This is a genomic window from Aeromonas sp. s5 (assembly GCF_040907865.1).
Lineage (GTDB): Bacteria > Pseudomonadota > Gammaproteobacteria > Enterobacterales > Aeromonadaceae > Aeromonas > Aeromonas dhakensis.
Genome location: NZ_JBFOCO010000005.1, coordinates 543,493 through 555,764 on the forward strand (window position 1 = coordinate 543,493; position 12,272 = coordinate 555,764).

The following is a 12,272-nucleotide window of genomic DNA, read 5'->3' on the forward strand; positions in this document are numbered from 1 at the left end:
AAAGAGGAATTGAATATGGTATTGGTAGGCCGTCCCGCACCCGATTTCACCGCTGCTGCCGTTCTGGGCAATGGCCAGATCGTTGACTCCTTCAACCTGGCATCCCACATCAAGGGCAAGGCAGCCGTCCTGTTCTTCTATCCGCTCGATTTCACCTTCGTCTGCCCGTCCGAGCTGATTGCCTTCGATCACCGTCTGGAAGAGTTCAACAAGCGTGGCGTGGAAGTGATCGGTGTTTCCATCGATTCCGAGTTCTCCCACAACGCCTGGCGCAACACCAAGATCGAAGACGGCGGCATCGGCCCGGTCAAGTACCCGCTGGTTGCCGACATCAAGCACGAGATCTGCAAAGCCTATGACGTTGAACATCCGGAAGCCGGTGTGGCATTCCGTGGCTCCTTCCTGATCGACAAGAACGGTGTCGTTCGTCACCAGGTTGTCAACGATCTGCCGCTGGGCCGCAACATCGACGAGATGCTGCGCATGGTCGATGCCCTGCAGTTCCACGAAGAGCACGGCGAAGTGTGCCCGGCTCAGTGGGAAAAAGGCAAAAAAGGCATGACCGCCTCTCCGGACGGCGTTGCCAAGTATCTGTCCGAGAACGCCGCTTCCCTGTAATCGGGTCGGTACACCGGATAATGAAAAACCGATGCCCAGGCATCGGTTTTTTTATGGCCGTTATTTGGCGGTCTGGTTTGGTAACATTGTTTAGTAACCACGGCTCAGTAACCATGCATGGCTTAGCAGGATGGCTGTTACCGGCAGATTGCTGATGAATGGCAGGCATAAAAAAGCGCGCCCTTTGGCGCGCTTTTGTCATCCAGCTCCGGACTACTCGTCAAAGATACCGAAGTGATCCTTGGCGAAGTTGACCCGCTGCTCCACGTTCATCTTCACCTGACCCAGCTTCTCGATGGTCTTGAGGTTGGGCACCAGGCCGCGGCCGTTGGCGATCTGGATGGCGAGGCCCGGACGGGCGTTGAGTTCCAGCAGCATGGGGCCGCGGAACTTGTCCAGCACCATGTCGGTCCCGATGTAGCCGAGGCCCGACATCTCGTAGCAGGAGGCCGCCAGGGTCAGCAGGGTGTCCCAGTGGGGCACCTTGAGATCGTACAGATCGAGGCCGGTATCCGGATGGTGACGCAGCGGATTGCCAAACTGCACTGCCCGCAGGGCGCGGCCGGTGCGCAGGCACAGACCCACCCCCACGGCGCCCTGGTGCAGGTTCGCCTTGCCGTCGGAGGCGGCGGTGGAGAGGCGCATCATGGCCATCACCGGGAAGCCCTTGAAGATGATCACCCGGGCATCGGGGACCCCTTCAAACGAGTAGCCGTCGAACACGTCATCGAAGTTGATGAGCCCTTCCACCAGCGCCACGTCAGGCTTGCCGCCCAATGAGTAGAGCCCTGCCAGGATGTTGGAGACATGACGCTCCAGATCCTGGCCGTTGCTGGCGCTGCCGTTCGGCTTGTAGAAGAGGCCATCCTCCTGGCGCAGGATCACCAGGATCCCCTTGCCGCCGGAGCCGCGCGCCGGCTTGATGCAGAAGCCCGGCCAATCCTTCACCAGCTCGGTGATGCGGCTCACGTCGTGCTGGGCACGGATGGTGCCGATCAGTTCCGGCACCGTCACCCCCGCATCCAGCGCGATGCGCTTGGTCTGCAGCTTGTCATCCACCAGCGGATAGAGGCTGCGCGGATTGTAGCGGCTGATGTAGGAGTGGTTGCGCTTGTTCATGCCGAGGATGCCTGACTGAGACAGGCTCCACGGGGTGGTGTACTTTTCCCAGAACCACATCTGTTACTTGTCCTTACCCGGGGTGGCACCGGAGCGCATCTCGTCCACCAGCGGCTTGAAGCGCTTGAGCTCGCTCAGCTTGTAGCCGGTGTAGTTACCCATCAACAGCACGGTCGCCATCAGCACCAGCTGCAGACCGAGGAAGTTGAAGGTGAGGTGGCGGATCAGTTCGTTGTCCATGGCCAGGTAGGCGATGATGGCCACCAGCAGGGAGCCGCCGCCCTGGCGGAACACCTCTTTCGGGCCCTCTTCTTCCCACAGGATGGACATCCGCTCGATGGTCCAGGAGAGGATGATCATCGGGAAGAAGGTGATCTTCATGCCGTCGGTCAGCCCCAGCTTGAAGGCAAACGCCGAGAAGATGCCGATCATCGAGATCACCATGATGATGATGGCCGATATCCGCGCCACCAGCAGCAGGTTGAGCCGCGACAGGTAGGAACGGATCACCAGACCCGTGCCGACGATGAGCAGGAAGCCCACCAGACCGGTGATCAGCTGGGTCTGGATGAAGGCGACCGCGATCAGCACCGGCATGAAGGTACCCGAGGTCTTGATGCCGACGATGACCCGCAGGAACACCACCATCAGCACGCCGATGGGGATCAGCAGCAGGCCCTTGAACAGGGTCTGCTCTTCCAGCGGCAGGCTGTGGATGGAGAAGTTCATCATCTCCGATTTTTCAAACTTCTGGGCCAGCGCCACGCTCACCGGTTGCTCCTGCGCGATCATCGAGAAGCTCACCTTGGAGTTGTGGCCACCGGTCACGTCCAGCAGGGCACCGGAGTTGTACTCCCACAGCAGCAGGTTGGCCGGGCGACCCTGTTCACCGGTTTGCGGGTTGAACAGCTTGTAGTCGGTCGGGCTGTTGAACACCTGCAGGTAATCCACCAGCTCCTGACGACGGCGACCGTCTTCCAGGCTCAGGGCATGGACGACACGGGCCGGTACGTCGGCGTTGTTGAGCAGCTCGGCGATCAGGTTGGCACGACTCTTGTGCTTTTTCAGCAGCTCGGCGTTCTGCTCCTGCTTCTCGATCTCCTTGATGATCTCGCGAGTCAGGGTGTAGCCGTCGGCGGAACGCTCCTGGGCACGCTCCAGGATCTGCTGCATGGCGGTGGCGTAGGGCTCGCTCTCGATCTGCTTCTCGATGGCCGGCGGCTGCGGGTTGGCAGCCGGCTTGGCGTGGGCATCGGCCATCATGTCAACGCGGTAGTAGAGCTCTTGACGGCCGGAGGCGGTGCGGATCGACCACTCGGCACGGGCATCGCCATCCTTCTCGACGAAGGAGAGGCCGTAACCCGGGCTCGCGGCGTTCTCGTTCATCAGGGTGAAACCGGGCTGGGTGCCCGGAATGGCCAGGGAGGCAATCACCGGCTCGCCGGTGGCCTCGAACTCCAGCTTGGCTTCGATGGACCAGATCTGGCGTTTTTCACCCGGCGTGAGCGGTACGTCCAGCGCGATGTGGTGATAGAACGTCATCCCCAGGCCGACAATGTACAGCAGGGCAACCAGCAAATAGAACGGCTTACGGGAAACCATGGATTATTTCACATCCTTGAGCTTGGGTTTTGGTTGGATATATTCGCGGGCCACATCAACCACGGCGATGTCTTTCAGGAATTCACGACCCAGCAGCACGGGGAAGGCCATGTCGCTGCGATCTTTCAGGGTAAATTCGGCCTTCTCGGTCATGTCGCCGATACGTACGGCGAGGCGTACCACAGGGCGGCGGTCGAGATCGTCGGCGGAGGCCTGACGCACCCGCACGTGGCGCACCAGCGGCGCTTCAATCTGGATCTTGTCGTCCATCTCCTGATGGCTCAGGAAGAAGCGTACCCAGTTCTTGCCGTTGCGCTCGAAGATGGTGATGTCCTGGGCGCTGATGGAGGAGGTGGTGGCACCGGTATCGACCCGCGCCTGGAAGGCGTCGTTGGCGGCGTCAACCCAGATCCACTCCGCCTCGCCGACCAGCAGCTTGCCGTCGACGGTGTGACCCTGGCTCGGGGCCTGGCACTTCTCGGTCGGGATCGCCATGGGTTTGGGCGGCTCGGGCGGCAGGTGTTCCAGCTTGCTGCCGACTTTGTTCACGGACTCTTTCATGTTGTTGACATCAGTGTTGAGCTGAACCAGCAGGTGCTGTTGCTGCACATACTGCTTCTGTTGCTGTTCCATGGATGTTTGCAGGCGCTGCTCGCTCAGATTGATCTCGTTGCGAAGCTCGGCCAGCGTCAGGGTAGGTACCGGGGGCGCTTTTTCCATCGTGACACACCCGCCGAGACTGAGCAGGGAGAGCAGGGTCATTCCTTTTAATTTGCTTTTCATGTCATTCATTTAACTGTGCTTCCTGGAATTGGGTCAGTGTAACTTCCACCGCGGCCATCGGCTAGTCTTTGGCCTTTCTGGCAATCAGTACGGCACGTTTGGGTGCCGGGTGTCCTTCTACCGTGAGTGCCGGATTGGCTGGATCCAGATAATCACTCAGGGATTCATTAATCATCCAGTCGGTACGACGCTGTTCGTCCGTGCTGGTCATATTCTCGTCGACTATCCGTACATCGGTGAACCCGCAGCGCTCGACCCACAGCTTGAGCGCTGCGCTGGAAGGAATGAACCAGACGTTGCGCATCTTGCCGTAGCGATCGGTGGGCATCAGCACGTCGTTGACGTCGCCGTCGATCACCAGGGTCTCCAGCACCAGCTCACCGTCGTCCTTGAGCTGGTTGCGCAGCTGCTCGATGTGCTCGATGGGGGATTTGCGGTGATAGAGCACCCCCATGGAGAAGACGGTGTCGAACGCCCGCAGCTCCGGCAGCTCCTGAATGCCGAGCGGCAGCAGGTGGGCGCGCTGGTCGTTGCCGGCGAAGTGACGAATGGCCTCGAACTGGCACAGGAACAACGGACTCGGATCGATGCCGACCGCCAGCTTGGCCCCTTCACCCACCATGCGCCAGAGGTGATAGCCGCTGCCGCAGCCCACGTCCAGCACGTAACGGCCGGCAAGCGGGCTGATGTGGGGCAGCACCCGATCCCACTTCCAGTCGGAGCGCCACTCGGTGTCGATGTGGATGCCGTGCACCGTGAACGGGCCCTTGCGCCAGGGCATGAAGTGGCGCAGCAGGCTCTCCACCTTCTTGCGCTCCCCTTCGCCGAGGCTCTCGGCCGAGCCGATTTCGACCCGGCTGGTCAGCTCGATGTGGCCGGGAGCCACCTGCGGCAGCTTGTTGAGGGCACGGTTCCAGCGCGGCAGATCGCCGTGCTGGTTGTCGTGTTGCCAGGCGTGCAGCTGGGCGGGCAGGGTGTGCAGCCAGTGGCTCAGCCGGTTCTTGGCGATCAGCTGATAGAAGTTGGCAAAGTCGATCATGGCTGGGCAGGCTCGCTCGATTTGATGGCGATCATGGAGCCGAAGTTGAAGCACTGGAACCAGAGATCCTGATGGGTGAAGCCGGCCTCTCGCAGACGGGCCTGATGTACCGGCAGGCTGTCGGTGCGCATCACGTTCTCAAGGGCGGTGCGTTTCTGGCTGATCTCCAGCTCGCTGTAACCGTTGGCACGCTTGAAGTCGAGGTGCAAGTCGATGAGCAGCTCGTTGACCTGCTCGTCCTCGAAGCGGAACTTCTCGCTCAGGATCAGGATCCCGCCCGGGCGCAGGCCGTCAAAGATGCGCTGGATGAGGGCGGCCCGTTTCTCGGGCGCGACGAACTGCAGGGTGAAGTTGAGCACCACCACGGAGGCGTTCTCGATGGCGATGTCGCAGATGTCCGCCTCGATGAGCTCCACCGGCACCTCGGACTTGAAGCCTGAAAGGTGGGCGCGGGCTCGCTCTATCATGGGGTGGGAGAGATCCACCGCCGTGATGCGGCAGCCGGGCTGGGCAACATGGCGACGCATCGCCTGGGTGGCGGCACCCAGGGAGCAGCCGAGATCGTAGAGTCGGCTCTCGGGCTGGGCGTAGCGGGCGGCCATCATGCCGATGGCGGAGATGATGTTGCTGTAACCCGGCACCGAGCGCTGGATCATGTCGGGAAAGACATCGACGACCTGTTCGTCAAAGCAAAAATCCCCCAATCGGGCGATGGGGGCGGCAAAAATCTGATCGTGCATGCTGGCGCAACCTGACAGCCGGTGCGCGAACCGACTGTTTTGTTCAATTGAATCGTTGGGTGACACCCGTCCGGGTCGTGTCGTCACCGGTTCACGAATGGGGTGGCGGGCCTTGAGATCCATCGGGCCGCTTCCGTTCGCAATGGACCATCATCCTGGTCCTTTTGATGGGCTGCGCCCTGGGCGACAAGCGGTTGTCGTCAAGGGGCGTCGGGGCCCTGTTACCGGAGCCGGATGCTCGCCTGCAATCAAGTGCGATGGGCGGGCAGTCCGGGTCCTTGCATGGGGCGCTAGTGTAGAGGAAAGGCGGCCGTTTGTCTTGACGCCAAGCCCCGTCAGATCAGAAAAAAACGGCTTTTTTTCGCGCCGAAGCGGGGGCGGCGAAAGCGCCGCTCAAAAGGGCAGCACGCCCTGGCGCGCGCGATCGTTTTCCCCCGGCCAGGGGGCCATCTCCTGCCCCAGCAGGCGGGCCACCTGACGGGCCAGTTCGGGGGCCTGGGCGTTGTCGGCAGTATGTATAAAGAGGTAGAGATCTTTTCCCTCCGCCAACCACTGACGCCAGTGAGGGAGCCAACCTGGCAGGAAGGGGTGGTTGTCCTCGGGATGTGGCAGGCCGATGAGCCGCACCACGGGGGCATCGGCGGTGGCTAGCAGGTGCACCGGCAGCCTCGGCTTCTTGCCCTGGGCATCGATCATGGCCGCCGTGGTGGCGGGCACCGAGAAGAGTGGCCGGCTGTCGAGCATGATGCGGTTGATACCTCTCTCCATCAGCAGCCGGTTCAACTGCCGCTCCGCCTCGCCCTTGGCGAAGAAATCGGGGTGGCGCACCTCGAGGGCATAGTTAAATTGTGTCGGCAGCCGTTCGAAGAAGGCCGCCAGGCGAGGAAGACCGTCGGGTCCGAAGCGGGCGGGCAGCTGCAGCTTGAGCAGCCCCAGTTTGTCATGCAGGGGGGTCAGCAGGCGGATAAAGTCGCTCACTTGCTTGTCGGCGCTCACCAGATCGCTCTGGTGACTGATGGTTTGCGGAAACTTGAAGCTGAAACGAAAGCCCGCTGGCACCGCATCGGCCCAGCGCCGGACCGTGTCGGGGGTCGGCGAGGCGTAGAAGGTGGTATTGCCTTCCACCGTGTTGAAGACCCGGGCATAGTGGGCGAGGTGCTCGGCGGGCTTGGCACCCACCCCCAGCAAGTGACCGGGCCAGGCCGGGTGCGACCATTGTGGCAGGCCCAAAAAGAGGCTCATGAGGGATCCTGTCTGCGGGTTTGTCTCGATTTTCCCCTTTTTTTGCCCCGGGATGTAAAAAACAGGGCAAAGGAGGCTGCTGGCCATTTTACCCAAATGGGGGTTTTCCTCTATAATGCCAGCCCTTTTGTTTGCCAATTTGTTGTGACTCACGCCGCTGTACGCATATTGTGACGACGGCAGCGGCCATGATGCGGCCAAACAACAATCGCTTGCCGATGCCCTCCGCCCGACAACCCGGCCGCTTGCCAGCCGCCTCTGGTCGAGCCGATATCGGCGGCAGGTGTCCGATCCCGGCGGTCGGACGGTACGAGACAGATTTCAAACCGGGCAAGAAGCAGGATCTGGCCAGCTGTAAGACAGACGGTGCTTGCCAGTCGTGCCCGGCGACCCAGGTTAACCGTCTCTCTACAATTTCGAAGGAAGAAGTCCATGCGCTCTATCTATTGCGGACAGGTCAATGAGGCCCATGCAGGGCAGACCATTACATTGTGCGGTTGGGTCCATCGTCGTCGCGATCTGGGCGGCCTCATCTTTATCGACATGCGTGACCGCGAGGGCATCGTCCAGGTGTTCTTCGATCCGGACAAGCCGGACGCCTTCGCCCTGGCCTCCGAACTGCGCGGCGAGTTCTGCATTCAGGTCTCCGGTGTGGTGCGCACCCGTCCCGACTCCCAGCGCAACAGCGACATGGCCACCGGTGCCATCGAGGTGTTCGCCCACGAGCTCACCATCATCAACCGTGCCGAGCCGCTGCCGCTGGACTTCAACCAGGTCAACAGCGAAGAGGTAAGCCTCAAGTATCGCTACCTGGACCTGCGTCGCCCCGAGATGGCCAAATACCTGAAGACCCGCGCCAAGGCCAGTGCCTTCGTGCGCCGCTTCATGGACGAGCACGGCTTCCTCGACATCGAGACCCCGATGCTGACCAAGGCCACCCCGGAAGGGGCCCGTGACTACCTGGTGCCGAGCCGCGTGCACAAGGGCAAGTTCTACGCCCTGCCGCAGTCCCCCCAGCTGTTCAAGCAGCTGCTGATGATGTCTGGCTTCGACCGCTACTACCAGATCGTCAAGTGCTTCCGTGACGAAGACCTGCGTGCCGACCGCCAGCCGGAATTCACCCAGATCGACGTGGAGACCTCCTTCATGACCGCACCGCAGGTGCGTGAAATCATGGAAGAGATGATCCGCAAACTGTGGCTGCACATCCTGAACGTGGATCTGGGCGACTTCCCGATCATGACCTTCGACGAAGCCATGCGTCGCTACGGCTCCGACAAGCCGGACCTGCGTCTGCCGATGGAGCTGGTGGATGTGGCAGATCTGCTGACCGCGGTCGAATTCGCCGTGTTCGCCGGCCCCGCCAACGATCCGAAAGGCCGCGTGGCTGCCCTGAAAGTACCGGGCGGCGCCGAGCTCTCTCGCAAGCAGATCGACGAGTACACCAAGTTTGTCGGCATCTACGGTGCCAAGGGCCTGGCCTGGATGAAGGTCAACGAAGCGGCCAACGGCATCGAGGGCGTGCAGTCCCCGGTGGCCAAGTTCCTCTCCGACGCCATCGTGCGCGAGATCCTGGCCCGCACCGGCGCGATGGATGGCGACATCATCTTCTTCGGTGCCGACTCCAAGAAGGTGGTGTGCGATGCCATGGGCGCCCTGCGTCTGAAAGTGGGCCGCGATCTGGGCCTGCTGGAGAACGTCTGGAAGCCGCTGTGGGTCATCGACTTCCCGATGTTCGAGGAAGATGGCGAAGGCGGTCTGGCTGCCATGCACCACCCGTTCACCGCGCCGAGCGGCCTGAGCCCGGAGCAGCTAAAGGCCAACCCGGTAGGCGCTTACGCCAACGCCTACGACATGGTGATCAACGGCTACGAAGTGGGTGGCGGTTCTGTCCGTATCCACAACAGCGAGATGCAGTCCACCGTGTTCGACATTCTGGGGATCACCCCGGCCGAGCAGCGCCTGAAGTTCGGCTTCCTGCTGGATGCCCTCAAATACGGTACCCCGCCGCACGCCGGCCTGGCCTTCGGCCTGGACCGTCTCAGCATGCTGCTGACCGGTACCGAGAACATTCGGGACGTGATTGCCTTCCCGAAAACCACGGCGGCCGCCTGTCTGATGACCGACGCCCCCAGTTTTGCCAACCCGACCCAGCTGGGCGAGCTGGCGATTGCGACCACCGTCAAGGGTGACGAATAAGCCTTTATCGGCAACCAGGGCCGCAGCAATGCAGCCTTTCCCGTTTCCCCGGGTAGTCGCAACCTGTGTTACTGAAATTTCAAACTATAACGGAGAGTCCCTATGGCAGGTCACAGTAAATGGGCCAACATCAAACACCGCAAGGCGGCGCAAGACGCCAAGCGCGGCAAGATCTTCACCAAGCTGATCCGCGAAATCACCACCTCCGCGCGTCTCGGTGATGCCGACCCGGCCAACAACCCGCGCCTGCGTGCGGCGGTGGCGGCGGCCCTGACCAGCAACATGACCCGTGACACCATCAACCGTGCCATCGCCCGTGGGGCCGGCGGTGGTGACGGCGAGCAGCTCGAAACCATCGTCTATGAAGGTTACGGCCCGGCCGGCTCTGCCGTCATGGTGGAGTGCCTGACCGACAACCGCAACCGCACCGTGGCCGAAGTGCGTCACGCCTTCAGCAAGTGCGGCGGCAACCTGGGTACCGACGGCTCCGTGGCCTACCTGTTCACCAAGAAGGGTGTACTGACCTTCGTGGGCGCCGATGAAGATGCCCTGATGGACGCCGCCCTGGAAGCCGGTGCCGACGACGTGGTGACCGAAGAAGATGGCACCATCGAGGTGTACACCACCCCGAACGACTTCGGCACCGTGCTGGACGGTCTGGAAGCCGCCGGCTTCAAGCCCGAGAGCGCCGAAGTGACCATGATCCCCTCCACCGAAGCGGAGCTGGATGCCGAGACCGCGCCCAAGCTGATGCGCCTCATCGACATGCTGGAAGATCTGGACGACGTGCAGGAGGTGTACCACAACGGTTCCATCTCCGACGAAGTTGCCGCTACCCTGTAATCAGGTCGGCAATAATCCTCGAAACGGCAGCCTCGGCTGCCGTTTTTTTTCATCCGCATAGACCCACCCTTCGGCCAGAACAGGCCCCGCCTTAATTCTCCCTTAAGTTTGGTTTTCTACCCTGCCTGCGTCCCGGGGCCCTCGCGCCCACGGCCGGTCTGCACCTCGGGAAGAGGGCGCCGGCGCGGAAGATCCAAAGAGGGGCTGTTGCCAAGCCCCCTGTCTTGTCTGGTTTGTCGGAGTATCGTTATGCGTATCACCTTGGGTGTGATGAAGGTGAATCTGTTGTTGGTGCTGCTGTTTGCACTGCTCTTCAACTGGCCCATTTTCCTCCACTTCTACACCATTCTTACCAAACTGGAACACGTCAAGGCGGGCTTCGTCGTCTCGATCCCCTTCGTGCTGCTGGCCGCGCTCAACGCGGTGTTCCTGCCTTTTACCTTTCGCTATCTGCTCAAGCCCTTCTTTGTGCTGCTGATCCTGATGGGATCCGTGGTCAGCTACGCCATGCTGAAATACGGCGTCATCTTCGACGTGAGCATGGTGCAGAACATCGTCGAGACCAACAGCGGGGAGGCGGCCTCCTACCTCAATGGTTCCGTGTTGCTCTGGTTCGCGCTGACCGGCCTGCTGCCGGCCTTGGCCCTGCTGTGGGTGAAGATTGACTATCCCCGTCCCTGGTACAAGGGGCTGGGCCTGCGGCTCGGCTCCATCGCCCTCTCCTTGCTGTTTCTGGTGGGGGTAGCCGCCCTCTATTACCAGGATTACGCCTCGGTCGGGCGCAACAACAAGTCCCTCGGCAAGGAGATAGTGCCCGCCAACTACGTACACGGCCTCTATCGCTACGCCACCGACATCCTGTTCGCCACCCCGATCCCGTATCAGCAGCTGGGCACGGACGCCAGGGTGGTGGGGCAGGGCAGCAAGCCGACCCTGATGTTCCTGGTGGTGGGGGAGACGGCGCGCAGCCAGAACTACTCCCTCAACGGTTACGGCAAGGCTACCAACAGCTTCACCGCGAGGGAGTCGGGCATGGTCTCGTTTCGCAACGTGCGCTCCTGCGGCACCGCCACCGCGGTCTCGGTGCCCTGCATGTTCTCCAACCTGACGCGACGCGGCTATGACGACACCCTGGCCCAGTCCCGTGACGGCATGCTGGATGTGCTGCAGCACGCCGGCGTCTCCGTGCTGTGGAAGGAGAACGATGGCGGCTGCAAGGGGGTGTGCAAGAACGTGCCCACCATCGAGATCGAGGCCAAGGATTTTCCCCAGTACTGCCAGAAGGGATCCTGCTACGACGAGGTGATGCTGGAGGGGCTGGATCGGCAGATCGCACAGATGAAGGGCAACAAGCTGGTGGCCTTCCACCTGATGGGCAGCCACGGCCCGACCTACTATCGCCGCTATCCCGCCAGTGAACGGACCTTCGTGCCAGACTGCCCGCGCAGCGACATCGAAAACTGCACCAATGAAGAGCTGGTCAACACCTATGACAACACCATCCGCTACACCGACAAGGTGGTGGCCCGTCTCATCGACAAGCTCAAGACGCTGGAGAAGGATTACAACGTGGGGCTGGTCTATCTGTCGGATCATGGCGAATCCCTCGGGGCCATGGGGCTCTACCTGCACGGCACCCCCTACAAGTTCGCCCCGGACGATCAGACCAGGGTGCCGCTGATGACCTGGTTCTCCCCCCAGTTGCAGGCCGACCGCAAGCTGGATCTGGATTGTCTGCAGCAGGAGGCGGCCGGCAAGCGCTTCTCCCACGACAACCTGTTCCACTCCATGTTGGGGATCATGGATGTGCAGACCCAGGTCTACAACGGCGCGCTGGATCTGTTCAAGCCGTGCCGGGCGGGGTGAATGGGCCAGAAAGGTTGAGCGGCACGACAACCTGTTGCCCCGCGCCATGCTGGGGATCATGGATGTGCAGACTCAGGTCTACAACGGCGCGCAGGATCTGTTCAAGCCGTGTCGGGCGGGGTGAATGGGCCAGAAAGGTTGAGCGGCACGACAACCTGTTGCCCCGCGCCATGCTCGACATCATGGATGTGCAGACTCAGGTCTATAACGGCGCGCTGGAT

10 protein-coding genes are annotated in these 12,272 nt (G+C 61.6%); 4 read left to right on the forward strand and 6 right to left on the reverse strand.

What is annotated here, in order from left to right:
* Positions 1-15: 15 nt before the first annotated feature.
* Positions 16-618, forward strand: a complete 603-nt coding sequence (locus AB5Y94_RS03695; protein WP_005299113.1) for a peroxiredoxin C — start codon at positions 16-18, stop codon at positions 616-618.
* A 213-nt stretch (positions 619-831) separates the two neighbouring features.
* On the opposite strand, the gene AB5Y94_RS03700 is transcribed toward AB5Y94_RS03695, so the two are convergent.
* The 6 genes from AB5Y94_RS03700 to AB5Y94_RS03725 all read right to left on the reverse strand — a co-directional run bounded on the left by AB5Y94_RS03700 (position 832) and on the right by AB5Y94_RS03725 (position 7,143).
* The gene (locus AB5Y94_RS03700; RefSeq protein WP_005299117.1) at positions 832-1,797 is read right to left on the reverse strand and encodes an alpha-L-glutamate ligase-like protein; all 966 of its coding nucleotides are present in this window, start codon (positions 1,795-1,797) and stop codon (positions 832-834) included.
* A gap of 3 nt (positions 1,798-1,800) precedes the next feature.
* A complete protein-coding gene (locus AB5Y94_RS03705) occupies positions 1,801-3,339 on the reverse strand; it encodes an inactive transglutaminase family protein (protein WP_005299120.1) in 1,539 nt (512 codons plus the stop codon).
* Between the two features lie 3 nt (positions 3,340-3,342).
* A complete protein-coding gene (locus AB5Y94_RS03710; protein WP_010634492.1) occupies positions 3,343-4,101 on the reverse strand; it encodes an ATP-dependent zinc protease in 759 nt (252 codons plus the stop codon).
* Between the two features lie 82 nt (positions 4,102-4,183).
* Positions 4,184-5,161: a tRNA 5-methoxyuridine(34)/uridine 5-oxyacetic acid(34) synthase CmoB gene (cmoB, locus tag AB5Y94_RS03715; RefSeq protein ID WP_026141832.1), complete on the reverse strand. Its 978-nt coding sequence runs from the start codon at positions 5,159-5,161 to the stop codon at positions 4,184-4,186.
* The gene (cmoA, locus tag AB5Y94_RS03720) at positions 5,158-5,901 is read right to left on the reverse strand and encodes a carboxy-S-adenosyl-L-methionine synthase CmoA (RefSeq protein WP_368204913.1); all 744 of its coding nucleotides are present in this window, start codon (positions 5,899-5,901) and stop codon (positions 5,158-5,160) included. Before cmoA ends, cmoB begins: the two co-directional genes overlap by 4 nt.
* 393 nt (positions 5,902-6,294) lie before the next feature.
* Entirely contained in the window at positions 6,295-7,143 is an 849-nt protein-coding gene (locus AB5Y94_RS03725; RefSeq protein ID WP_099358500.1) for a DUF72 domain-containing protein, read from the reverse strand.
* 432 nt (positions 7,144-7,575) lie between these two features.
* Here AB5Y94_RS03725 and aspS point away from each other — a divergent pair, with 432 nt between their 5' ends.
* The 3 genes from aspS (at position 7,576) to AB5Y94_RS03740 (ending at position 12,051) form a co-directional block, all read left to right on the forward strand.
* The gene (gene aspS, locus AB5Y94_RS03730) at positions 7,576-9,342 is read left to right on the forward strand and encodes an aspartate--tRNA ligase (protein ID WP_026141833.1); all 1,767 of its coding nucleotides are present in this window, start codon (positions 7,576-7,578) and stop codon (positions 9,340-9,342) included.
* Positions 9,343-9,444: 102 nt separating this feature from the next.
* Positions 9,445-10,185, forward strand: coding sequence for a YebC/PmpR family DNA-binding transcriptional regulator (locus AB5Y94_RS03735; protein WP_005299136.1), 741 nt, complete (start codon positions 9,445-9,447; stop codon positions 10,183-10,185).
* Between the two features lie 249 nt (positions 10,186-10,434).
* The gene (locus tag AB5Y94_RS03740; RefSeq protein ID WP_005299139.1) at positions 10,435-12,051 is read left to right on the forward strand and encodes a phosphoethanolamine transferase; all 1,617 of its coding nucleotides are present in this window, start codon (positions 10,435-10,437) and stop codon (positions 12,049-12,051) included.
* The last annotated feature ends 221 nt before the right edge of the window (positions 12,052-12,272 follow it).

What these genes read in the sequence shown, in the direction of transcription:
- AB5Y94_RS03695 (WP_005299113.1), top strand. Translation starts at nt 16, where the DNA reads ATGGTATTGGTAGGCCGTCCCGCACCCGATTTCACCGCTGCTGCCGTT.
- AB5Y94_RS03700 (WP_005299117.1), bottom strand. Translation starts at nt 1,797, where the DNA reads ATGTGGTTCTGGGAAAAGTACACCACCCCGTGGAGCCTGTCTCAGTCA.
- AB5Y94_RS03705 (WP_005299120.1), bottom strand. Translation starts at nt 3,339, where the DNA reads ATGGTTTCCCGTAAGCCGTTCTATTTGCTGGTTGCCCTGCTGTACATT.
- AB5Y94_RS03710 (WP_010634492.1), bottom strand. Translation starts at nt 4,101, where the DNA reads ATGACCCTGCTCTCCCTGCTCAGTCTCGGCGGGTGTGTCACGATGGAA.
- cmoB (WP_026141832.1), bottom strand. Translation starts at nt 5,161, where the DNA reads ATGATCGACTTTGCCAACTTCTATCAGCTGATCGCCAAGAACCGGCTG.
- cmoA (WP_368204913.1), bottom strand. Translation starts at nt 5,901, where the DNA reads ATGCACGATCAGATTTTTGCCGCCCCCATCGCCCGATTGGGGGATTTT.
- AB5Y94_RS03725 (WP_099358500.1), bottom strand. Translation starts at nt 7,143, where the DNA reads ATGAGCCTCTTTTTGGGCCTGCCACAATGGTCGCACCCGGCCTGGCCC.
- aspS (WP_026141833.1), top strand. Translation starts at nt 7,576, where the DNA reads ATGCGCTCTATCTATTGCGGACAGGTCAATGAGGCCCATGCAGGGCAG.
- AB5Y94_RS03735 (WP_005299136.1), top strand. Translation starts at nt 9,445, where the DNA reads ATGGCAGGTCACAGTAAATGGGCCAACATCAAACACCGCAAGGCGGCG.
- AB5Y94_RS03740 (WP_005299139.1), top strand. Translation starts at nt 10,435, where the DNA reads ATGCGTATCACCTTGGGTGTGATGAAGGTGAATCTGTTGTTGGTGCTG.